At 61.7% G+C, this 23,282-nt stretch carries 16 protein-coding genes; 14 read left to right on the top strand and 2 right to left on the bottom strand.

All coding sequences use genetic code 11. The annotated features are described in order from the left end of the window. Positions 1–317 precede the first annotated feature (317 nt). Complete coding sequence (gene mgtE, locus GXP39_15830) at positions 318–1,667, top strand: magnesium transporter (protein NOZ29505.1); 1,350 nt, start codon at positions 318–320, stop codon at positions 1,665–1,667. Between the two features lie 67 nt (positions 1,668–1,734). Here mgtE and GXP39_15825 read toward each other — a convergent pair whose 3' ends face one another. After that, positions 1,735–3,120, bottom strand: a complete 1,386-nt coding sequence (locus GXP39_15825; protein ID NOZ29504.1) for an NTP transferase domain-containing protein — start codon at positions 3,118–3,120, stop codon at positions 1,735–1,737. Positions 3,121–3,357: 237 nt separating this feature from the next. On the opposite strand from GXP39_15825, the gene GXP39_15820 reads away from it, so the two are divergent. From GXP39_15820 to GXP39_15795, 6 genes are all read left to right on the top strand, one after another. After that, positions 3,358–4,440 (top strand): DUF362 domain-containing protein, encoded by a 1,083-nt coding sequence (locus GXP39_15820; GenBank protein ID NOZ29503.1) that lies wholly within the window; start codon positions 3,358–3,360, stop codon positions 4,438–4,440. 16 nt (positions 4,441–4,456) lie between these two features. Beyond that, complete coding sequence (locus tag GXP39_15815) at positions 4,457–5,653, top strand: MFS transporter (protein ID NOZ29502.1); 1,197 nt, start codon at positions 4,457–4,459, stop codon at positions 5,651–5,653. Between the two features lie 83 nt (positions 5,654–5,736). Further along, on the top strand, positions 5,737–6,231 hold the full coding sequence (locus GXP39_15810) for a four helix bundle protein (GenBank protein ID NOZ29501.1): 495 nt from the start codon (positions 5,737–5,739) through the stop codon (positions 6,229–6,231). Positions 6,232–6,280: 49 nt separating this feature from the next. Beyond that, positions 6,281–7,795 carry a glutamate--tRNA ligase gene (locus GXP39_15805; GenBank protein NOZ29500.1) on the top strand — a complete coding sequence of 505 codons (1,515 nt, stop codon included), beginning with the start codon at positions 6,281–6,283 and terminating at the stop codon, positions 7,793–7,795. Between the two features lie 49 nt (positions 7,796–7,844). Further along, positions 7,845–9,587 carry a glutamine--tRNA ligase/YqeY domain fusion protein gene (locus tag GXP39_15800; GenBank protein NOZ29499.1) on the top strand — a complete coding sequence of 581 codons (1,743 nt, stop codon included), beginning with the start codon at positions 7,845–7,847 and terminating at the stop codon, positions 9,585–9,587. A gap of 114 nt (positions 9,588–9,701) precedes the next feature. Then, a complete protein-coding gene (locus tag GXP39_15795) occupies positions 9,702–11,942 on the top strand; it encodes a response regulator (GenBank protein ID NOZ29498.1) in 2,241 nt (746 codons plus the stop codon). Here GXP39_15795 and GXP39_15790 read toward each other — a convergent pair. Beyond that, the gene (locus tag GXP39_15790; protein NOZ29497.1) at positions 11,928–13,163 is read right to left on the bottom strand and encodes a response regulator; all 1,236 of its coding nucleotides are present in this window, start codon (positions 13,161–13,163) and stop codon (positions 11,928–11,930) included. The two genes, GXP39_15795 and GXP39_15790, sit on opposite strands and share 15 nt — an antisense overlap. Positions 13,164–13,456: 293 nt before the next feature. Here GXP39_15790 and GXP39_15785 point away from each other — a divergent pair, with 293 nt between their 5' ends. The 7 genes from GXP39_15785 (at position 13,457) to bglX (ending at position 23,224) form a co-directional block, all read left to right on the top strand. Beyond that, positions 13,457–14,752 carry a sugar ABC transporter substrate-binding protein gene (locus tag GXP39_15785; protein ID NOZ29496.1) on the top strand — a complete coding sequence of 432 codons (1,296 nt, stop codon included), beginning with the start codon at positions 13,457–13,459 and terminating at the stop codon, positions 14,750–14,752. 88 nt (positions 14,753–14,840) lie between these two features. Continuing rightward, a complete protein-coding gene (locus GXP39_15780) occupies positions 14,841–15,755 on the top strand; it encodes a sugar ABC transporter permease (GenBank protein NOZ29495.1) in 915 nt (304 codons plus the stop codon). A 15-nt stretch (positions 15,756–15,770) separates the two neighbouring features. Then, positions 15,771–16,637, top strand: coding sequence for a carbohydrate ABC transporter permease (locus GXP39_15775; protein ID NOZ29494.1), 867 nt, complete (start codon positions 15,771–15,773; stop codon positions 16,635–16,637). A gap of 64 nt (positions 16,638–16,701) precedes the next feature. Then, positions 16,702–17,601, top strand: coding sequence for an aldo/keto reductase (locus GXP39_15770; protein ID NOZ29493.1), 900 nt, complete (start codon positions 16,702–16,704; stop codon positions 17,599–17,601). Positions 17,602–17,929: 328 nt separating this feature from the next. Further along, positions 17,930–19,297 (top strand): polysaccharide lyase 11, encoded by a 1,368-nt coding sequence (locus GXP39_15765; GenBank protein ID NOZ29492.1) that lies wholly within the window; start codon positions 17,930–17,932, stop codon positions 19,295–19,297. A gap of 183 nt (positions 19,298–19,480) precedes the next feature. Continuing rightward, positions 19,481–20,632 carry a mandelate racemase/muconate lactonizing enzyme family protein gene (locus tag GXP39_15760; protein NOZ29491.1) on the top strand — a complete coding sequence of 384 codons (1,152 nt, stop codon included), beginning with the start codon at positions 19,481–19,483 and terminating at the stop codon, positions 20,630–20,632. 429 nt (positions 20,633–21,061) lie between these two features. Continuing rightward, positions 21,062–23,224, top strand: a complete 2,163-nt coding sequence (bglX, locus tag GXP39_15755; protein NOZ29490.1) for a beta-glucosidase BglX — start codon at positions 21,062–21,064, stop codon at positions 23,222–23,224. Positions 23,225–23,282 lie beyond the last annotated feature (58 nt).

Below are 23,282 nucleotides of genomic sequence, written 5' to 3'. Positions count from 1 at the left end.
CCAGTCCGGGTCAAAGCACCCAACACGGACTCCGGCCTCGCCCCTATCTGGGCCGTGCGGCCTGGGGTCGTGGCGTTATGAACAACTTCATACGTCGCTCCCCGAAGGGCCGCCGCGTGCCCACCTCCCTCGCCTCCTGACCGGCCGCTCCGCCCTTCTCGGGGAGCGCGCATCCGGAGATCTCTCGCAAGCCGTAGCCATACACGTGACCGCCGCCTCAGACGGCAAGCCGCCTGGGCGATCGGATCGGCGGCGAGTCTGACGCGGCGAGATCCCGTGCGTTCGCGCGAGGTCCCCGCCAAGGGAAGGAGGCTATCATGGAGCGCCTGCTCATCGAGAGCGCGCTGGATCGCGTGCGCGCCGCACTGGAAAACAACGACTTCGACCAGGCTGTCGCCATTATCGAGAGCCTACGCCCGGCCGACCAGGCCGAGGTGTTCTCCGAGCTTGAGCGGGAAGACCAGACGAAGCTGCTCCCCCAACTGAATCCGGCCGATTCGGCTGACATCCTCGAGGAGTTGGGCGAGGAGGAAGCGGCCAAGCTGGCGCAAACTCTGTCCCCCCAGGCGCTGACCCGCATCGTCGATGAAATGGAGCCGGATGAGGCCGCCGATCTGCTGGGCGACATCCCGCCCGAACAGGCGGAGGCGATCCTGGCCAGCCTGGAGGACCCGGAAGAGGTGCGCCCGCTGCTGATGCACCCGGACGACACGGCCGGCGGCCTGATGACCTCGGAGTTCCTGGCGTTGCGCCGCCGCACGACGGTAGCTGAGGCGCTGGAGGCCGTCCGGCGGTGGCATCCCGAGGGCCACGTCGCCGACCAGCTGTTCGTCATCGACCGCAACGGCGTGCTCTGCGGCACCGTCACCCTGCGCCAGCTCATCATGGCGGAGCCCCACCAGCGCATGATGGACATCATGGACCCGGAGGTCATCAGCGTGCCCGCGGGCACGGACCAGGAGGAGTGCGCCCGCCTGATGGACCGATACGACCTGCTGGCGCTGCCCGTGGTGGACGACCACCATCGGCTCCTGGGTGTCATCACAGTGGACGACCTAGTGGACGTGCTGCAAGAGGAGATCACGGAGGACATCCAGCGATTGGGCGGTGCGCAGCCCCTGGCCGGGCCGTACCTGGACAGCCGGGTCACCCGGGTGGCCCGCAGCCGCATCGGATGGCTGCTCCTGCTGTTCGTGACCGAGACTCTGACGGGCACCGTGCTCCGGCTATTCGAGCACGAGCTGGCCATGGTGGTCTCGCTCACCTTTTTCATCCCGCTGCTGATCGGCACCGGAGGGAATGCAGGCTCCCAGACGATCAGCACCATCATCCGGGCGCTGGCCATCGGGGACATCGAGCCCGGCGACGCTATCCGGGTGCTCTGGCACGAGCTGCGCGTGGGGCTCGTGCTGGGGATCGCCATGGGCGCTGTCGGATACCTGCGAGCCCTAGCCTGGGGGACCAGTCCCGCTGTGGCGGGCGCCGTCGCCGCCGCGCTTCTGCTGATCGTGCTCTGGGCCAATATCGTCGGCTCCCTCCTGCCCATCCTGGCCAGCCGGCTCCATATCGACCCGGCCATCGTCTCCGGACCGTTCATGAGCACGCTAGTGGACGCGACCGGGCTGTTGATCTACCTGTATGTGGCGAAGCTCATTTTGGGAATATAGTGTGTATTGCGTGTTGCGTATTACGTGTTGCGTGTTGCGGATTGCGTGTTGCGTAGGTGCGTAATGTCTACCAGCCGTATCGTTCCGGTCCCCAGGGGCGGGTGATCAGCTCCTGCTTCACGGTGATCAAGGTGCGGTCGGGGAGGTCGTCATACAGAACCACGCCGGGGCCCACACAGGAGTAAACGCCGATCCGCCGCCCGGGCATGATGATGGCGTTCACCCCCGTGCGGCTGAAGTCGCCGAAGTAGGCCGCATTGGAGGCGTGCGTAGGGGGCACCTCCGGCCGCCCCTTGATCCGCCATACGGTCTCGCCATCATCAAAGCGCAGATTGCCACACACCGTGGCCGCTCCAAAGTCCACGGCGTGCCCCACCACTCCCCAGATCTCGCAGTAGTGATAGGCGTACACGGTATCCAGGGCCACGCCGCTGAACTCCGCCCCATGGCCATACACCCCCCGGTCGCCCAGCGCGCTGTACCCCCCGATCTGGCAATAATCTCGGACCTTGGTCTCTCGCCCAACAACCACCGGCCCCTTCAGGATGGCGCCGTTGGTGACGCTGGCCCCATCCCCCAGCCAGAGATCACCCTCCACGACCACTCGATTGCCGATGACGGCGTTCTCCCCCAGCACGACCCGGCCGTGAATCTCCGCTCCGCCGTGGATCCGGGCCGAATCCGGGATAACATCCATCTCCAGCCGAGACGACATATCTTGAATGGCATAATAGTTGGCCTCCAGGATATGCCAGGGTTTGTCCAGGTCCACGTGGTACCCTGACGTCTCCACGGCCAACACCGGCTGTCCCGCGTCGATCATCATCTGCAGCGACTGGGCGATCTCCGCCTCCAACGGCGGCATCCCGCCGACCGGCACCCGGGTCACCAATCCCGGGTTGTCCCGCAGGTACGGGAGCGCCTCCGGCCGAAAGGCGTAGATCCCACACAGCCGATGCGCGCCCTCACGGCCATGCCCCTCGATCCCGCGCAGGACATCCCCCTCCGGGAAGGCGACGAGCCAGTCCTGCGGACGCTCCTTCTCCAGCGGCTGGATAAGCGCGGCCGCCAACGGGCGGTCCTGAGAGAAGCGCTCCATCAAGGCGGCCAGATTCTCCCGGGCGGTGACCACATCGCCCGACACGACCAGGAAGTCCTCGCCCAGGTCATGCGCACCCAGCAGGGCGGCGGGCGCGGTCCCGTCAGGATCCGGCTGTCGCACGAAGACGATGTCGCCGGGAGCGTCGTGCAAGGCAGCCCGCACGCTGGCCTCGCCTGCCCCCACGACGACCGCAATACGTGTCACGCCGAGGTCGACGAGATCGTTCACGATCCGGCGAACGGCCGGGACGTTGGCGATGGGGAACGCGGCCTTTTGCCGCACGACGTTATACGGCCAGAACTTGGTGCCCTGGCCGGCTGCCAGGATGACAGCGGTCTGAATCGGCGCCATCTACGGCCTCCATAACAGAGAAGATCTTCCACGTTCTTGCGACAACCAGTATAGCATGCGCCAGGAAAGTGAACAATCCGACGTCCTATCCCGCCCCGGGGCCACCACCTCCAGACCGGACCAGGCAAGGCCAAGGGCCGAGAGGAATGCACACGGGCAGCCACATATGATTGCCTGAGACCAACGGTATGCTATAATGAGCCCCATCGAGCGGGTGTAGAGGAGAAAGGGAACGCGATGAGCACGGTCGCACTGACGACGGGGAACAGCCGATACGAAACTGTGAGAGCGGCCCTGGAGGCGTTGGGGCCTATCGATTTAAGCGGGAAACGGCGTGTGCTAATCAAGCCGAACCTGGTGTCGGTGAAACGCCAGCTGGCCGCCACCCATGTGGATGCGCTGCGCGCCACCCTGGATTGGCTACGCGAACGATACAGCGGTCCGGTGCTCATCGGTGAGGGAGCGGCGCTGGCGCCGACCGGGGTGGGATATCGCAACTTCGGATACGACGCGCTGGTGGATGCCTACGACGTCCAGCTGGTGGATTTCAACAGGGACGAGCGCACATATCCCGTTCAGACGTACGACCATCGGCTACGCCCGCAGATGCTGGCCCTCTCCGCCACAGCGGTGGAGTCGGACTTCATCATCTCCGTAGGGCCGCCCAAAACGCACGATCTCGTCTTGATCACGGCGTCTATCAAGAATGTAACCATGGGAGCGCTCATTGCCCGGGTGGCATTACAGCCCCGCTCGAGCCCTTCCATCCTGTGGCGGGCCTATAACATGTTACCACTGCGGATCAAGCTGCTCCCCATCGTCGATGAGATGCGATTCGCATTTGCCCGCAGATCTCCCAGCGATAAGGCACGCCTGCATCAAAGCTACCCGGTCATGCACCTCAACCTCTTCCTGGTGGCCCGGGTGATCCGTCCCCATCTGGCTGTGCTGGACGCCTGGGAGGCCATGGAGGGCGAGGGACCGACATGGGGCGATCCGGTGCCGCTCCATGCCGCCGTAGCCAGCCTGGACCCTGTGGCAGCGGACGCGGTGGCCGCCAAGCTCATGGGGTTTGATCCGTTCGAGATCGGCTACTTATGGTATGCACACCAGGGCGGACTGGGCCAGGGAGATCTGGAACAGATCCAGATGACGGGCAACGGCGACCTGGAGGCGTTGTGCCGTCCCTTCCGCCGTCACAGCACCTATCCACGCCAACGTCACTGGCGGAGCGAGCGCGTGGAGGCACGATTCCGCCAGATCATCACCGGGGGGCCGGAAACGACGGCTTTCGAGATGCGCAGACAGCCGACATCGTGAAAGGAGCCATGCCACAATGTGTCGCACCGCGGCCACCCGCTCGACGGTCGCTACACCGGCCATGACCGGCGCCCGGCGGCTGACCCTTACGCTGTATATCATCGCCGTCTTCCTGTATTGGATCGCCCTGTATCTTTACGTGCCGACGTTGCCCGTCTACACCGCGAGCAAGACCGACAATCTGGCACTGGTCGGCGTGGTGCTCTCCATGTACGGGCTTTGGCAGGCGATCATCCGCCTGCCGTTGGGCATCACGGCCGACTGGCTGGGACGGCGCAAGCCGTTTATCATCGGCGGGTTCGCCCTGGCCGGTCTGGGGGCCTGGACCATGGGCTCCGCCGACAACGTCAACGGGCTGATCCTCGGGCGGGCCATCACCGGGCTGGCGGCCGGCACCTGGGTGCCGCTGGTCGTCGTGTTCAGCAGCTTGTTCCCGCCAGAGGAGGCCGTACGTGCCAGCGCCATGCTCACCCTCATCGGGTCGGTGGGGCGCATGCTGGCCACAGGGATCACTGGCTCTTTGAACAACCTGGGGGGGTATTCCCTTCCCTTCTTCCTGGCCGCAGGCGCGGCCGTTCTGGCCATCCTGATCGTATTGCCGGCCCGGGAGGAGCGCCGTTCCCGCCGGCGCCCATCGATCAAGGGCATCGGGCACCTGATCACCCGACGGGACGTGCTGCTTCCCTCCGTCCTCAGCGCCGTGGCTCAATATGCAAACTGGGCGGCCACCTTCGGGTTCATCCCCATCCTGGCCAGGCAGTTGGGGGCCACGGACGTCATGCTCAGCATGCTCACCAGCATGAACATCGCCGTCCTCACGCTGGGCAACCTGACGGCGACCGCCATCGTCAAGCGCATCGGCGCCCGGCGGCTCGTCTACATCAGCTTCCTGCTCCTGGCCGTGGGCATCGGAGGGGCCGCGCTGGCGCCAACGCTGCCGTTGGTCTTCGCCGCTCAATTCTGCATCGGGATGTCCATGGGCATCGGTTACCCGGTGCTGATGGGGCTGAGCATCCAGAACGTAGAGGACGCCGAGCGCACCACCGCCATGGGACTGCACCAGGCCGTTTACGCCATCGGCATGTTCAGCGGGCCGGGGCTCAGCGGTACCATCGCCGACGCCATCGGCATCCGGGCGATGTTTGGGATCACGGCAGGGGTCGCGCTGGCGTTGGGGGTGCTTGGGACGAGGTGGCTGGGGGGGAGGGAGTAGGGTTGCGTGATGCGTGATGCGTATTGCGTGGTGCGTATTGCGTGTCATGTATTGCGTAATGCGTGGGAGGCAGGGGAGTGGCCATGAACTACGAGGAATGGCTTGAAACAGTGCCGGAGATCATCACGACGGATGTCCTGTGGAAGATGCAGGTGTATCGGCTCGCCCTGTTCCTCTCAGACCTCGGGTGGCTCGACGCGACAAAGCTCATGCAGGATCGGCGAACTCATGGCCTGTCGGACCAATTGTACCGTGCAGTATGCTCCATCAGTGCGAATATCGCCGAAGGCTACTCGCGTGGCTCCGGCCGAGACCGCGCCCGATTCTATGAATACGCCCTTGGATCGGCCCGGGAAAGCCGTGATTGGTATTTCAAGAGCAGGTATGTTCTAGGAAATTCTGTGATGGAGCACCGGCTCAACCTCCTGGCACAGATCATCCGGCTGCTCCTGACGATCATTCCAAGGCAACGTCAGCGTGTTTTCAAAGAAGAGCAAGTCGCTTACCACGCCGATCTGGATTCATACCAGGGAGAGCTATCAGGGCTGCTATCCGATGTCCCGCTTCCACCGCCTTAATACGTAACACGCAATATGCAATACGGAACACGAAACGGAGGTTCTCAACATGACCCACCGACCCGTACGCGTGCGCATCGCCCCGAGCCCCACCGGCTATTTCCACCTGGGTGGGGCCCGCACGGCGATTTACAACTGGCTATACGCCCGCCACACCGGCGGCCGCTTCATCCTGCGCATCGAGGACACGGATCGAACGCGCTACCATCCGGAGGCGCTGGACGATCTGCTGGAATCCCTGCGATGGCTGGGGCTCGACTGGGATGAGGGGCCCGAGGTCGGCGGCGAGTACGGCCCCTACTTTCAATCCCAACGGCTGGACATCTATCAGGAACACGCTCGCAAGCTGATCGAGGAGGGGCACGCCTACTATTGCTACTGCTCGCCGGAGCGCCTGGCCGCGCTGCGAGAGGAGCAACGGAAACGCAAGGAACGGATCGGCTACGATCGCCACTGCCGCAATCTGACGGCGGCCCAACGAGCGGAATATGAGGCTCAAGGGATCACCCCGGTGGTGCGCCTGAAGGTGCCCGACGAAGGGAAGATCACCTTCCGCGACGTGATCCGGGGCGAGATCACCGTGGACGTGAACACCCTGGACGATCTGGTGCTCTTGAAGTCCGACGGGTACCCGACCTACCACCTGGCCAACGTCATCGACGACCATCTGATGGAGATCTCGCACATCCTGCGAGGAGACGAGTGGCTCCCCTCCGTACCGCGCCACATCCTGATCTACCGGGCCTTCGGTTGGGAGCCGCCGATCATGGCCCACCTGCCGCTGCTGCTCGATCCTAGCGGTAAGGGCAAGATGTCCAAACGCAAGCCGGTGATCAACGGCGTCGAGTACCCAACCCTGATCCGAGACTTCCGAGAAGAGGGATACCTTCCCGAGGCGCTGTTCAACTTCCTGGCGCTGCTGGGATGGTCGTACGACCCGGAGAACGACCTCTTCACCCGAGAGCAGGCCATTGAGCGATTCGACATCGCCGATGTCCACCCCAAGCCCTCCGTCGTCTCCTACGAGAAGCTGGACTGGATGAACGGCGTCTACATCCGTGAGCTCCCGACCGAGGAGTTCACCCGGCGAGTACTACCGTTCCTGGCCAAGGGGCTCGGCATCCCCGAGGAGGAGATCGCCCGCCACCCCGGGCTGCCGGTGCTGATGCCGGCCGTCCAGGAGCGGGTGAAAAAGCTGTCTGAGGCGGCCGAGATCGTGGATTTCGTCTTCAAGGAGCCGGGCGAATACGATCCGAAGCTGTTGATCGGCCGCAAGATGACGGCGGCGCAATCGCTGGAGGCACTGCGGGCCGCACGGCAGGTCCTGGCCGATCTGCCGGAGTTCGATCCCGACCTCATGGAGGCGGAGATGCGAGCCCTGGCCGAGCGGCTGGGCGTCAAGGCAGGGCCCCTCTTCGGCATCCTGCGCATCGCCATCACGGGCAAGAAGGTGGCCCCGCCCCTGTTCGTCAGCATCGTGGCCGTAGGGCGAGAGAAGGCCCTGGCCCGATGTGACCGGGCTATGGAGCTTCTGCAGCAACTCGTCGCCGCCGAGACGACGTAGTTGCTCGCACCATGTACCCCTTCACCGAACCCACTGAGGAGGAAAGGTTATGGGAGAACCGAGGAAAGGTGAGAGCCAGGCCGCTGGCGAGGCTTCAGCCGAATCCAAACCCACCGATTTCATCCGAGAAATCATCGAGGAAGATATCCGGACCAATCGTTTTGGGGGGAAGGTGCACACGCGCTTTCCCCCGGAGCCCAATGGCTACCTGCATATCGGCCACGCCAAGTCCATCTGCCTGAACTTCGGCATCGCCGAGGAATACGGCGGCCTGTGCAACCTGCGATTCGACGACACCAATCCTCTTAAGGAGAGCGAGGAGTACGTACAGGCCATCATCGAGGACGTTCGCTGGCTGGGGTTCGACTGGGGCGATCGCCTGTACTACGCATCCGATTACTTCGACCAGTTGTACGAGTTCGCCATACAGCTGATCAAGGCCGGCAAGGCCTATGTAGACGACCTGAGCCCCGAGGAGATACGGGCATATCGGGGGACCCTGACGGAGCCGGGAAAGGAGAGCCCCTATCGCAACCGCTCGGTTGAGGAGAACCTGGAGCTATTCGAGCGTATGCGCGCCGGCGAGTTCCCCAACGGCGCACGCGTCCTGCGGGCGAAGATCGACATGGCCTCTCCCAACCTGAACCTGCGCGATCCGGTCATGTACCGCATCATCCACACCAGTCACCACCGAACCGGCGACAAGTGGTGCATCTACCCCACATACGACTGGGCTCACGGCCAGTCGGATTCCATCGAGGGGATCACCCATTCCATCTGCACGCTGGAGTTCGAGGACCATCGCCCCCTGTACGACTGGTTCCTCGACCAGCTGGGTATCCACCACCCACGCCAGATCGAGTTCGCTCGCCTGAACCTCAGCCACACGGTGCTGAGCAAACGCAAGCTGCGAGAGCTCGTCGAGGGGGGGTACGTGAACGGCTGGGACGACCCGCGGATGCCCACCCTGGCGGGGATGCGGCGGCGAGGCTACACACCGCAGGCCATCCGAAACTTCTGCGACCGCATCGGCGTGGCCAAGACGAACAGCGTCATCGATATCGCCCTGCTGGAGCATTGCCTCCGGGAGGATCTGAACAAGCGGGCTCCCCGGGCCATGGCGGTGTTGCGACCGCTCCGATTGGTGATCGACAACTATCCCGAGGACCTGGTGGAAGAGTTCGAGATCGAGAACAACCCAGAGGATCCCAGCATGGGCACGCGCAAAGTGCCCTTCTCCCGGGTGCTGTACGTCGAGCGGGATGACTTTCGAGAGGACCCGCCAAAGAAGTGGTTCCGCCTGGCTCCCGGCCGGGAGGTGCGGCTGAAGGGCGCGTACTATGTCACGTGCGTGGACGTCGTCAAGGATGCGGCCGGCGAGATCGTCGAGCTCCACTGCACCTACGACCCCGAGTCCCGGGGCGGTGTGACGCCGGACGGGCGCAAGGTGCGGGGGACGCTGCACTGGGTCTCGGCCGCCCACGCGCTGGACGCCGAGGTGCGCCTGTATGATCGCCTGTTCCTCAAGGCGAACCCGGACGAGGTGGACGAGGAGGGGGCCGACTTCAAGGCGAACATCAACCCCAACTCTCTGGAGATCCTCACGTCCTGCAAGGTGGAACCCAGCCTGGCCAACGCGAAGGTCGGGGATCACTACCAGTTCCTGCGGAAGGGGTACTTCTGCGTAGACCCGGACTCGGCGGATGGCAGGCTCGTGTTCAACCGCACGGTCACGTTGCGAGACACGTGGGCCAAGATCGAGAAGCGCGTCGGCGCCAAACAGGTCACATGATCTTATTGAGCTTCGCATGGCGGAAGAGACATGTAGTCTCGTCTTCTCCCAAGCGTAGGAGAAGGAGGCTCGCATTGTAGCGATTACAGGCCCTTTTGGCGTCAGGAGGCAGCCATGAGCGCGACGCATGAGATGTCTCATCTATGCGACAATCTAATGCAATTGCGCGCTGAATCGTTCAGGATCATCGCGCTTCTCATTGGGGCGATCGGCTACATATGGCTGACCCTTCTCGTGTGGCCAGTGACCGGGGAAAGTGCCCCCCTGGAAGCGTGGCTGGGCAGTCTGCTGCTCATCCTGAGTTGGGGCCTTGGCCACCTCTTGCGGGACCGTGCTCTCTCCGTCGCCTCCGTCCTTTTCACCGGAGGCTTACTCCTTGCCATCGCGTGCGCCGTCCTCGCCTTCCGTATCAGCCAGCTCTCCCACCTATTCATCCTTCCTGTGATCTTCGCCAGCGTCCTCATGAGCCAGCAGGCCGTGTTCCTGATCGCTCTCCTGGCTAGCGCACTGACTATCATGATCAACCGATCCTATCTTCATACGCCCTTCCTCTCCGTGGACACCTGGCTCCCCATCGCGGTTATCCTCCTGACCACGCTAGCCTCGTGGCTGGCCGCTCGCAACCTTTACATCGCGTTAGCCTGGGCCTGGAACGGCTATGAGCAGGCCCGTCGTAATGAGCGGATCGCCCGAGAGCGACAGGCCGAGCTGAGCCGTGTGCTGAAGGCGCTGGACGAGGCCACATATAGATTGGAACGGGTCAACTATATGCTGTCGCTGGCCCGCGATCAAGCAGAAGAGGCTCGTCGGCTCAAGCAACAATTCGCCCAGACCATCAGCCACGAACTGCGCACGCCGCTTAACCTCATCGTCGGGTTCACTGAAATGATGGCGCAATCGCCTGAATACTATGGTGCGCCGTTGCCGCCCTCCTATATGCGCGATCTGAGTATCGTGCACCGTAACGCCTGCCACCTGCAGACGCTGGTCAACGACGTGCTGGACCTGGCGCGCATCGAGGCAGCACAGATGAGCCTGCTGCCGGAAGAGGTGGATCCGGCCGTCCTGGTTCAGGAGGCAGTGAACACGGCCCGCAGCCTGGTGGAGACACGTGGTCTGTCCCTGCATGTGAGGATCGAACCGGGTCTGCCGCGAATTTGGGTCGATTCCACACGCATACGACAGGTACTCTTCAATCTGCTGAACAACGCCGCTCGCTTCACCGAGCAGGGGAGCGTCACCGTGGGCGTTCGGAAAGAGGCTGGCAACATCCTCTTCTGGGTAGCTGATACAGGCGTGGGTATCGCCCCCGAGGACATCTCTCGCATCTTCGAGGAGTTCCGACAAGCCGACGGGTCGACGCGTCGGCGCCACGGAGGTGCGGGGCTGGGTCTGGCGATCAGCAAACGATTCGTGGAGATGCACGGTGGACGCATCTGGGTGGAGAGTGAAGTAGGCAAAGGCAGCACCTTCTACTTCAGTCTCCCCATAACCGTCCAGGAGTTGGCCGCAAATGATGGCAGTCGCCCTCTCACCCAGGAACCCATCCCATCAGACCAATGGGGAGAAGTCCCCATACTTCTGACCGTCACCCATAGCCCATCGGCGGCCGGACTGCTGGCTCGACACATACGCGGGTACCGCACCGTGGCCGTTTACAGCCTGGAACAGGCCCGGGACATGGCACGACAGCTCATGCCACAGGCTATTCTGTTCGACAGCAGCGATGAGCCGATCCCGGCCGAGCACCTGGAGGAGACTGCCCACAGTTGGGGATTGCGGGTGCCGTTCATCGCCTGTCCACTGGCTGGTGAGGGGCCACTGCGGCAACAACTAGCCGTAGATGGGTACCTGATCAAGCCAGTGTCCCATCAGGATCTGTGGGACGTCCTGCGCCGATTCGGGGAGAATGTAACCCGTGTGTTGGTCGTCGACGACGATCGCGATTTCGTTCGTCTTCTGAGCCGGATGCTGGATAGCCCGATTCGGAGGTACCAGGTGTTCAGCGCATATGGCGGCCAGGAGGCGCTGGACATGATCCGGCTGCACCGCCCCGACCTGATCCTGCTGGATCTGATGCTGCCCGACATGGACGGCGCCCAGGTGATCCGACGCCTCCGATCATCAAGCCAGTGGCGAGACACTCCCATCATCATCGTCTCCGCGCAGGATGAGCTTGATCATGTGGAAGCTCTGGGCGGGAGCATGGTGATCACCAAAGCCGAGGGGCTGATGCCGGGCGAAGTGCTACAATGGATCCAGGCCATTCTGAAAGCCAACGCAATCGGGGCCATCCGCCCGGTAAAGAGCACCCCAGATCGCGTTGAGCAGCAACTCCCCTCATCTTCCCTCTAGCACCCTCAGGACGGATATAAGCGTCTCTTCCGTGACCGGTTTCTCCAGGAAAGCTGTGGCCCCCAGCGACAACGCCAACTCCTTCGCGCTAAGCACGGTACAGACAATGACAGGGATATGCTGAGTTCGCGGCTGGTTAGTGAGCGTTTGCAGCACATTCCACCCATCACGCTCCGGCATCATCAGATCGAGCGTGATGGCATATGGCTGCAGTTCCCGGGCCAATCGAATCGCCTCAGCACTGCTCTGGGCCGTGACGACCCGATAATGATGCGATTGAAGATAGCGCTGGAAAAGCTGCAGCACGTCCTTGTTATCGTCCACCACCAGGACCGTGCGAGGCGGCGCCGTGGGCAGTTCAAGCTCAAAGCCGCCCCTCCCCACATCATCGGCGATGGGCAAGAGCCGAGCATTCTGCACGGTCGCCAGCTCCTGCAGCATGGAGATGCGCACATCTTCCTCATCCGTTTGGGTTTTCTCCTGCTCCTTTTCCCCACCTCGGCTGCATATGGTCAGTCGTACGTGATCCCTTTCATGCACCGCCTGGATTCGGAGTTCCCCTCCTGTAAGGCTCCCTATCACATAACTCAGCACCTCGAGCAGAAGTTGTCTTAGCATGCTGCGATCCATGCCCACGTTGGGTAGATTCGGCTCCATGTCGAGGAGCAGATGGATTTCCTTCTGTTTTACCATCTCCCGCACTAACTCGACGGCTCCTTCGACCACATCGGCCAAGTGGGAGTACCGATTAGCCTGGCTGAGCCGGGCAGCTTCCAGGCGTAGCAGTTCCAGCCGGTCGGCAGGTTCCTGGCTCACCGCCTCCGGCTGCGCGGCGGGAGACTCCATGCGGGCCACGTAGCGATCCCAGAGGATGCTGGCGACCGCCTCGATGGCCGCCTCATGTTCACGGTAGAAGTGGCGGCGGCTGATGGCCAATTGATCCGCCACGGACTGCGGATCGAGGCCGTCCACGTAACGTAACACCATGAGCCGATGACGGCGCCATTCACGAGAGAAAGCCGGAGCCTGCGGCCCGGGGTCCAGCTCGTCGATCACATCGAGGAGGATGTGATGCAGCCGCCAAGCCTTCTCTTTGCGACGGAGAGAGGGATCAGGGATCAGAATGCCCGTCAGAGGATGGGTGCGAAGGTGGACCAGATCGTATAGATGTTGATAGGCATCAGCAACCCAGCGATTAAAGTCGGCTCTGGGCAAGCTCATGATATCCCTCACATGACACAAGATGTCACAGATTCGACGTTACAAGTGTGCCATCTCTGAAACTTTCACTCTATAATTATATAGCATAAGCATGGTCCGTGAGCGCGGGATGCCTGACCTTGCTGAGTCATCATCTAGAACAGCTCAGAGAAATCGGGACAGTATGCGGCCAATAGCAAGGCTGCCTTGAACTCGGTCGCCGGAAAGGAGGTGAGAGACGAAGATCACAGCGATAATGGGCAACCGAAGGCACACGCTCGGTGAGCCGTATTAAGGTAAAGAGGAGGAGCGCTATGAAACGCATGACACATTCTCTCAGCTTATTGGCCATTGTGGTTCTCGTGGTGATCTCCTGTGCCCCGCCAGCACCAGCACCGGCTGCCGAGAAGGAGAAGGCTCCCACCGAGAAGATCGAAATCGAGTTCAGCGCGTACTGTGGCGGGCCAGGTTGTGATTACTACAACCAAATCGCCGACGAGTTCGAAGCCGAAAATCCCAACGTGCACATCAAGCGAGACTTGAGCCTGGCACATGGTGAGTGGATCAATGTTTTCCAAACGCGAGTGGCCGCAGGTGATTTGCCCGATCTCTTTATCCAGGACGAAAATCAGATCCCCATGCTCCTGGACGCGGACATGGCACTACCCCTGGATGACTACATCAAGCAGTATAACATCGATTTAAATTGGTACCCGAAGCGCTTCCTGGCATTCGCCACTCGAAATGGGAAACATTATGCACTTCCATACTACATCTCACCCAACATCATGATCTACCGTACTGACTTGTTTGAGCAGGCTGGGGTCGAGCCCCCAAAGACCTGGGATGAGTTGCTGACTGTGTGCAAAGTCTTCCAGGACAGTATGGGGCTAGAGCATCCCTTTGCCTTCAGCCCCGGCCCTGCATGGTGGTCAGGAGATTGGATCTTTCAGGCCGGCGGCGATATGATGAATCCCGAACGAACCGCCTTTACTTTCGACTCGCCAGAAGTCATTGAAGCTATCCAATTCATGTGGGATCTCATACACACGTACAAGTGTGTAAACCCGGATATCATGAAGATGGAAAACGGACGCTGGGTCTTGTGGCAAAAGGGCGAAGTCGTTTTCATGCAAGCCGGCGGGTGGGAGCTAGGAAGCGTGGACCAAAAATATCCCGAGACCATTGGCAAGTGGCGCATGGCAGCACTTCCCTGTGGAAAAGAGTGCGCAAACGTGGCTGGAGGTTCACCACTGATGATCGCCAAAAGCAGCCAACACCCCGACATAGCGTTCAAGTTGCTAACCAAAATGGTGACGCCCGAGGGTGCTTACAAATGGATGAAGGTCACAGGAGGGGCTCCAGCCGGCAATCTAGCCACCTACGACCTGGAGGAGACCAAGCGGGACTTCTCTCAATTCTTGGGATTGAAGGATGCCGTGGCTAATGCGTCCGTACTGCCTGTCCATCCGTTATTCGCAAAAGGGTATTTCGAGATCTTCCAGGGAGGCCTCCAGAAGATCTTCGCAGACCCCAATGCTGATGTTGCTGCTGAGCTCAAACGGATCAACGATGAGGCGAACGAAATGCTGCGTCGCGAAGCCAAATAGGGTCTCGCGGGTCCATACAGGGGGCTGCGAATGGCGGCCCCCTGAACCATCTGTGCAGGCACCAATGGTAAGATAAGGGAGTAACCGTATGGCTGCGCGTACAGGTTACCTGCGTAAGAGCACTTCCCGACGGCGATGGCGCCCAATGAGGGTACGGGAAGCCATTGACGGATATATGTTCATTGCTCTATCTGCGTTAATCATCGGAGTCTTCGTCCTCTTCGCGGCTGGCTACGCTTTTTACCTCTCCTTCACGAACTATTCAGGCTTCCAGCCACCACAATTCGTTGGCCTTCGAAATTACGTCAACGTATTTCGCGACACCATTGCCCTGCAATCCTTTCGAAACACGTTGATCTTCGTAATGGTCACAGTCCCTTTAAATGTACTCCTCTCTCTCGCAGTCGCCATGCTTCTTAATCGAGAATTCGTGGGTATGCGCCTGATACGCTCCATCTATTTCATTCCTGTCGTCGTATCAGCGGTCGTTACCGTTACGATTTTCAAAGTCCTATACGAGTTTCCGGATGGTGTCTTCAATGAACTGCTCAAAGCGGCCGGTCTGGAACCCATCGCCTGGTATCGAGACAAACATTATGCTCTGATTTCCATCATGATCATGAGCCTTTGGAAGAGCACAAGCTTCAATAGTATTATCTTCCTGGCCGCCTTGCAGGACACGCCGCGTGACCTCATCGACGCTGCAAAGGTGGATGGCGCCGACGGATGGCAACGTTTCCTCAATGTGATCGTGCCTCACTTGCGTCCGGTAATCACGTTCGTGGTCGTTCTTGGGACTATCGGGGGATTCCGGGTCTTCACGGAGCCCTATGTCCTTACCCAAGGTGGGCCGGAGAACGCCACGCGGACTATTGCGCTCTACACCTACAATAACGCCTTTCAGTATCGTATGTTCGGCTATGCTGGTGCTCTATCTTTTGTATTATTGGCCATTATTCTGTTAATCTCACTGATCCAACTTCGCCTGAGCCGGGCAGACTAAGAGAGAGGCTGCGCTGTGACAGCTCGAATTCGCTGGACAGTATTCTTGAGTCATGTCGCCTACATCGTATTGCTGACCATCGGCCTCGTGGTTTTCGCCTTCCCGCTATACTGGATGCTGCGAAGCTCACTCGTCGACTTGGCCACGTTCGTGCGACGCCCCCTCATCTGGCTGCCAATTCCTTTGACCTTTGAGTCATATAGACGAATTTGGAAGGCCTTTGATCTTCTGAAAGTAATCGGAAATACAGCGGCTATCGCCATCACAATGACTGCTGGCAACTTACTGATCGATTCGATGGCCGGTTACGGGTTCGCCAAGACAGAGTTTCCGGGAAAGAATGCCATCTTTGCCTTGTTTCTGGCAACGCTCATGCTGGGATTCGAAGTCTTGATGATCCCCGAGTTTCTGATCATTAAACGTTTGGGGTTGTATGACACCTTTCCTGCTATCGTATTGCCAGGCATGGCCTCGACGTTCAGCATTTTCCTGATGCGCCAATTCTTCAGCACAATCCCCAATGAAATCGAGGAGTCGGCCTTTATCGATGGCGCAGGCCGCTTCCGTATCTTCTTCAACATTGCTTTGCCTATGTCCAAACCGGCTCTGGCAACCATTGGTGTGCTTCATTTCCTGGGAGGCTGGGAATCCTATCTTTGGCCCCTAATCATCACCTCCCCGTCGGGAAGGCTCCAGGTGATGCAGACGGTGATCGCACGAGCGACCCAGATGGCAGGCCCTGCTGGGACAGGAGCTGGAGATGTTCTCTGGCCCGACTTGATGGCGGCCTCACTCATCTCAGCCTTGCCGATCTTCTTCCTTTTCCTTTTCGCCCAACGTTACTTTGTCGCCGGTCTAACCGGAGGTGCCCTGAAGGGCTAAACTGCTACCCAAGACAAGCTCAGGCTTTGAACAGAATCCGGGACGCTCCAGTAGCGAGGTGAAGATGCGTTATCGACGCTTTGGCCGCTTAGGCTGGCAGGTGAGCGAGGTCGGCTTGGGAGGAGCATGGTTGGGCGGTCGCGATAATGAGATCATCATCGAAAAGGCTGCCGAAACTGTACGTGCTGCGTTGAGGCTAGGAGTCAACTTCATCGACACTGCCCCTCTCTATGGTCATAATTATAGTGAGCACATCATCGGCTACGCGCTTCAAAACTGGCCGGAACAGATTTACCTCGCTACGAAGGTGGGAATGCTTGCATGCGGTCGCTCCGATTATACGCGAGACGGCGTTTGGCGCAGTTTCGAGAGCAGCCTGAGGCGGCTACGCCGTGACAAGATCGAGTTACTGCAAATTCATGAGGCAGAGATAGCCGGCTGGGACCAAATTTTCCGTCCAGGCGGCATAATGCAAGCCTTACAAGAACTGAAAAGTCAAGGCCTGATAGAGGGGATTGGCATCACTGGGGCAGACCTTCATCTATTGAGTCGTGCACTCGAAACCGGAGAGTTCGACTCTGTTCTGACCTATAACAAGTACGACTTGGTGACCCAACAAGCCAAGAAGCATTTGATCCCCACCGCCGCAGCCCGCGATGTGGCTGTCGTTCTAGGTAGCCCACTCCACATGGGACTCTTGGGAAGCTTGCGAGAGAAGCTCGTTCAAAAACGACCTGAGTTTGTGACTGAAGAGATGATTCGCAAGCTTGATTCTGTAGAACAAATGGCCGCAGAATATGGAGAATCGCTACCTCATTTTGCACTCCGCTACTTGCTCTCTGATCCAGACATTGCCACTGTGATCCCGGCTACTACAAAGCCGGAGCGAATCATGGGCAACGTGGCAGTATCGGACGGGACGCGTCTTCCGCCCGACCTCATTCGCGAAATCGAGCAACTGTAACAGTATAGATAAGCTCATCCAGGGCGCGCATAGGCGGATATGCTCGCTTCCCTTCAGAGCCCGCAGAGTGCTTGAGTCGGGTCACTTCCCCTCCCTCGCCCCACCAAGGAGTATACCGCAGAAGTGTCGACGGCTTCGTAGTGGTCTCATCTTCAATAGCGAAGATGTCATCGCTGATGATGTCTTCGCTCGCTTCTTCCTGGACCACCGATTCATCGCTCCTCCTTGCCCTCTCCGCAATGGCCGTGTATCATCTTCTGAGGAATCACCGTTGAGCGATCTGCTCATGCAACGATGTTATTGAGAGGTGGTTTGGGAGCAACGGGTCATGGATCTGCAGCCAGTGCTAGAAGTCTCTCTATCCTCCCCGTTGGGCCAACTGCGAGCGCTCCCCGTGTCCATGGGAGCAAGCGGCCAACGAGCGATTCTGGTCGCCTACTGCGCCGACTTCGATGTGGACCCTTACATCGAGATGTTCTTCTTCCCAACGGACACGCTGAAGCTCGCTCTCTTCACGCTCGACGGCGATATCCTGTGGAAACGTGACCTGGGCCCTGGCGTCATCCCCGGCGTCTGGTTCTGCCCCGTGTTCGCCTTCGATCTGGACCGGGATGGCGTCGACGAGGTGTGGTTCGTCAACAACACGGACCCGAAACATCCCCTCGGCATCAGCCACTACGTGCTTGAACGACTCGACCCTCACACCGGCGAGACGACCGGCCGGTGGCCCTGGCCCAATCACGCAGGATACGGTCAATCCCTCAGCCACACGTTCCGCAACTTCATCCTCGGCGGACAGGTGGGCGACACGTCAACGCTCGTCACCGCCCAGGGTACATACGGGGATATGTTCCTGCAGGGTTGGAACCCCGACATGACGCCCCGATGGGAACATCACATCGTCAAAGATGAGCCGGGAGCCCGCGGCAGCCATATGTGCGCCATCACAGACTTGGACGACGACGGCATACAGGAGGTCATGTGGGGCGAGCGTTGCATCGAGCTCGACTCCGGACGTGAGCTGTTCTGCGCCGATCGTCACGTCTACCGCGGCCACTCCGACATCGTGCAGCCCGTGCGAGACGACGCGAGCGGCCGGTGGTACATCTACACCTGCCGGGAGAGCGACCCCGAGGCGACGCCCCGGGTGGCCCTGTTCGACGCGACAGGGCGCCGAGTGTGGGGCGATGTGGATCACGGGCATATGGACATGGGCTGGGTTGCGCGGCTGGGCGACGGGCACCGGCTCCTCGCCATGGCCATCCGCATCGGCCGAAAGACATGCGGCCCAGACGGGCGGTTCCACTACGAGCGAGATGAGTTCGTCTTCGATGCGCTGACGGGGAAGCCCATATCGCTGCCCTTCAGCGTCTACGGCACGTTGCCGGTTGACCTCGATGGCGACGGCTACCACGAGCTCGTCCGCGGCCTCCCCGGGCAGGACGGGGCCGTGCTGGATCGCCACGGGAACGAACTGGGGCGGATCGGCGGCACCATGGCGATGGGCTCCCAGTTCATGGATCACCCCGGCGAGCAAGTCCTGGCCTACTATCCCGACGGGACGATCCGAATATGGGCCGATCGCCATGCAGAGGACACGCCGGATGCGCTGAGACGATACGCCCACCCGTGCTATGCGGCCAACCAGCGTCTAACGGGGGTCGGCTACAACCTGGTGAACCTGGGCGGGCTGTGAGCTGGAGGCCGGCGCCCACCGTTCGCCGACCGCACGGGTTGACGGCATTTTATACAATGGCAAAGACGATTCATGAATCGCCTCCACCCGGGGCAAGCCCCTCCAGGCCTTCCCGGGGAACAGATCGACGGTGACCGCACCGTCCTTTTCCACATCTTGCGTTTCCGTGTGGCGCCACCCACGATGGAGATCACCTTGCCAGACATAGCGAAGGTCGAGACTTTCGTCGTCGAACAACAGCTCCAGCGGCCCTTCTATTTCTCCCAATGGGAGTACGATCGCCGCGCGGTATGTCTCGTGCGGGTTACGGCCGATGACGGGACGTACGGCTGGGGCGAGGGATACGGCCCCGCCCGGGTCGTGGAGGCAGGCATCCACTTTCTGGCGCCGCTGATCCTCGGGAAGGATCCCCAACATCAGGCGGCCCTCTGGCAGGAGATGTACCGTCGCTCGCTGGACTACGCCCGACGCGGCGTCCTGGTGGCCGCCATCAGCGCCATCGACATCGCCTTGTGGGATCTGAAGGGCAAGCTGCTGGGACAGCCGGTCTCCGTCCTGCTCGGCGGCCGGCGACGCGACCACGTGCGCGTCTACGCCACGGGGATGTACTTCACCGAAGGGCCTAACCTGCCGCGGCGCCTGGCGGAGGAGGCGGCGGAGTACGTCCGCCAGGGGTTCACAGCCGTGAAGATGAAGGTGGGGCTCGGCATCGAACAGGATGTCGAGAACGTGCGGGCCGTGCGCCAGGCGATCGGGCCGCACGTGAAGCTCATGATGGACGCCAACCACGCGTACGCCTTGTGGGAGGCGTTGGCGCTGGCACGAGCGTTGGAGCCGCTGGACATCGGCTGGTTCGAGGAGCCGGTGTCGCCGGAGGACTACGAGGGATACGCGGAGCTACGGCAGCGGACGGCCATCCCTATCGCCGGGGGCGAGTGCGAGTATCTGTGCGCGGGCTTTCGGCGCCTGTTCGAGCGGCGATGCGTGGACATCGCCCAGCCGGACATCTGCGCCGCGGGCGGCCTGACCGAGGTCAGCCGCATCGCGGCGCTGGCACGGGCCTTTGAGACGAACCTGACGCCGCATTGCTGGGGCACAGGCATCGCCTTCGCCGCCGCGCTGCATTTCGCCAGCACGCTGGACATGCTCCCCGGCCGCATGCTCGCGCCGGAGCCGCTGCTGGAGATGGATCGGTCGGAGAACCCGCTGCGGGACGAACTCACCGTGCCGCGCTTCGAAGTCCGCGACGGGATGGTGGCCGTCCCCACCGCGCCGGGCCTGGGCGTGGATGTGGATACCGACGCGCTGCGGCGGTTCGAAGAGACCTCTATGTAGGCACTGGTAGCGGCGATTCATGAATCGCCGCTGGTGTTATCTCACGGTAGGGGCGCCCCTTGTGGGCGCCCGCCCCCCAGATCATCGCCCCCACCCACCGTTTCGAGCAGCCACAAGGGGCTGCCCCTACGATGCCTAACCCCATGGTAGGAATGTCCCCTGTGGGCGCCCGCCCCAGATCACCGATCCCATCGTTCTGGGCAACCACAAGGGTTGCCCCTACGGAACATGAGCGAGATGCTTAAATTGATGCCCATGGGCGAGTGTGAGGCCCACCCCACAGGGATTGGCTCGATGACGGACTTGAAGAACTGCCCGTTTACTGGCAAACTACCCGGGAACATGGGGCACTCACCAAGTGTGACGGGCGCGTCCGCCTGATCTGCGCCCGATTCAGATCCATTAGACTGAAAGGGGGAGTAAACGCCGATGAACGAGAAAGCGATTGAGTCCAAGACCAACGAACTGCTCGCCCGCATGACGCTGGAGGAGAAGATCGGCCAGATGGCCCAGATCAGCGGGGCCGGGGAGGAGCGCGAGGAGCTCATCCGACAAGGCCAGGTCGGCTCCTTCCTCAACGTCGTGGACGTGGAGACGTACAACCGCTACCAGCGCATCGCGATGGAGGAGAGCCGGCTAGGCATCCCGCTCATCATGGGGCGTGACGTGATCCACGGTTTCCGCACCGTCTTCCCTATCCCGCTGGGACAGTCCGCCGCGTGGCATCCCGAGCTCGTGGAACAGGCAGCCGCCATCGCCGCCCGGGAGGCGTCCAGCGTCGGCGTCAACTGGACCTTCGCGCCCATGGTGGACGTCGCCCGGGACCCGCGCTGGGGCCGCATCGCCGAGGGCGGCGGCGAGGATCCATACCTCACATCGCAGCTCGGACGGGCCATGGTGCGCGGCTTCCAGGGGGAGGATCCGTCCGCTCCCGACCGCATCGCCGCGTGCGCCAAGCACTACGTCGGCTACGGCGCGGCGGAGGGCGGCCGTGACTACAACACGACGCTGATCCCCGAAGGGACGTTGCGCGACGTGTACCTGCCGCCGTTCAAGGCCTGCGTCGAGGCCGGAACGGCCACCGTGATGAGCGCGTTCAACGAGATCAATGGCATCCCGGCGACGGGCAACGCGTTCACCCTGCGCCAGATCCTGAAGGGCGAATGGAGCTTCGACGGCTTCGTCGTTAGCGACTGGCAATCCGTCACCGAGATGGTCGTCCACGGCTTCTGCACTGATGAGAAGGACGCGGCGCGGGCGGCGGTGACGGCCGGCGTCGATATGGAGATGGTCAGCCAGAGCTATCGCCAGCACCTGGCGGCGCTGGTCGCCGAGGGCGAGGTGCCTCTGGAGCTCATCGACGAGGCCGTGCGCCGCATCCTGCGGGTCAAGATGCGCCTGGGCCTATTCGAGAACCCCTACGTGGACCCAACGCGCCAGTCCGTCCTGCTGGCCCCGGATCATCTGGAGGTGGCCCGCCAACTGGCGCGGGAGAGCGTCGTACTCCTGAAGAACGAGGAGGACGTGTTGCCGCTCTCCGGGGACGTGCGCGCCGTCGCCGTCATCGGGCCATTGGCAGACGCCCCTGCCGATCAGCTCGGCTGTTGGGTCTTCGATGGCCGGCCGGAGGACACGATCACGCCGCTGCGAGCTATCCGGGAGCGGCTGAAGGGGAAGGCCGAGGTCCTCTTCGCCCCCGGATTGGAGAGCCCGCGCAGCGACGGCCGCAAGGAGTTCGATGAGGCGATCGAGGCCGCCCGGAAGGCGGACGTCGTCCTCCTGTTCGTGGGCGAGGACGCCATCCTCAGCGGCGAGGCGCATTGCCGGGCGTTCCTCGACCTCCCCGGAGCGCAGGAGGCGCTCATCGAGGCCGTGGCTGCGGAGGGCAAGCCGACCATCGCCGTGGTCATGACGGGGCGGCCGCTGACCCTGAGTCGCGTGGTCGACAAGGTGCACGCGCTCCTGATCGCCTGGCACCCGGGCACCATGGGCGGCCCCGCCATCGCCGACCTCCTGTTCGGCGACGAGTCACCGTCGGGCAAGCTCCCGGTCACGTTCCCTCGGGCCGTGGGACAGATCCCCATCTACTACGCGCACAAGAACACGGGCCGCCCGCCGCAGCAAGTCGATCGGGAGATCCCGCTGGGGACGCCGCTGGATCCGGTTGGATTCTTCTCCTCGTACCTGGACGTGGCGCCGACGCCGCTGTTCCCCTTCGGCTATGGCCTAAGTTACACGCGATTCCAGTACGAGAACCTGCGGCTGTCCCGCGAGCGCATCCGCCTCGGCGAAAGCCTGGTGGCGTCCGTAGACGTGCAGAACGTTGGCTCTGTAGCCGCCGAGGAGATCGTCCAGCTCTACGTGCGGGACCTGGTCGGCAGCGTCACTCGGCCGGTAAAGGAGCTGAAGGGCTTCCAGCGGGTGCGGCTGGAGCCCGGCGAGAGGCGCACGATCCAGTTCACGCTGCATACGGACGATCTGCGCTTCCACAATCGGGACATGGCGTTCGTCACCGAGCCCGGGGGATTCCATCTCTGGATCGGCGGCAGCTCGGCGGACGGCCTGCGTGGGTCGTTCGAGGTCGTCGAGTAGGCGAGGATAGCGCCACATCACTGACGAAGCCCCGCAGGGGTCAGTTGACAAACCATGA

Source organism: Chloroflexota bacterium (assembly GCA_013152435.1).
In the GTDB taxonomy this organism is placed as follows: domain Bacteria; phylum Chloroflexota; class Anaerolineae; order DUEN01; family DUEN01; genus DUEN01.
This window is presented reverse-complemented; position numbering and strand designations above follow the sequence as displayed.

Coding starts and splice junctions, on each gene's coding strand:
- GXP39_15760 (NOZ29491.1), top strand. CDS start 19,481: ATGGAGATCACCTTGCCAGACATAGCGAAGGTCGAGACTTTCGTCGTC.
- GXP39_15805 (NOZ29500.1), top strand. CDS start 6,281: ATGACCCACCGACCCGTACGCGTGCGCATCGCCCCGAGCCCCACCGGC.
- GXP39_15790 (NOZ29497.1), bottom strand. CDS start 13,163: ATGAGCTTGCCCAGAGCCGACTTTAATCGCTGGGTTGCTGATGCCTAT.
- bglX (NOZ29490.1), top strand. CDS start 21,062: ATGAACGAGAAAGCGATTGAGTCCAAGACCAACGAACTGCTCGCCCGC.
- GXP39_15765 (NOZ29492.1), top strand. CDS start 17,930: ATGGATCTGCAGCCAGTGCTAGAAGTCTCTCTATCCTCCCCGTTGGGC.
- GXP39_15820 (NOZ29503.1), top strand. CDS start 3,358: ATGAGCACGGTCGCACTGACGACGGGGAACAGCCGATACGAAACTGTG.
- GXP39_15810 (NOZ29501.1), top strand. CDS start 5,737: ATGAACTACGAGGAATGGCTTGAAACAGTGCCGGAGATCATCACGACG.
- GXP39_15770 (NOZ29493.1), top strand. CDS start 16,702: ATGCGTTATCGACGCTTTGGCCGCTTAGGCTGGCAGGTGAGCGAGGTC.
- GXP39_15795 (NOZ29498.1), top strand. CDS start 9,702: ATGAGCGCGACGCATGAGATGTCTCATCTATGCGACAATCTAATGCAA.
- GXP39_15800 (NOZ29499.1), top strand. CDS start 7,845: ATGGGAGAACCGAGGAAAGGTGAGAGCCAGGCCGCTGGCGAGGCTTCA.
- GXP39_15815 (NOZ29502.1), top strand. CDS start 4,457: ATGTGTCGCACCGCGGCCACCCGCTCGACGGTCGCTACACCGGCCATG.
- mgtE (NOZ29505.1), top strand. CDS start 318: ATGGAGCGCCTGCTCATCGAGAGCGCGCTGGATCGCGTGCGCGCCGCA.
- GXP39_15780 (NOZ29495.1), top strand. CDS start 14,841: ATGGCTGCGCGTACAGGTTACCTGCGTAAGAGCACTTCCCGACGGCGA.
- GXP39_15785 (NOZ29496.1), top strand. CDS start 13,457: ATGAAACGCATGACACATTCTCTCAGCTTATTGGCCATTGTGGTTCTC.
- GXP39_15825 (NOZ29504.1), bottom strand. CDS start 3,120: ATGGCGCCGATTCAGACCGCTGTCATCCTGGCAGCCGGCCAGGGCACC.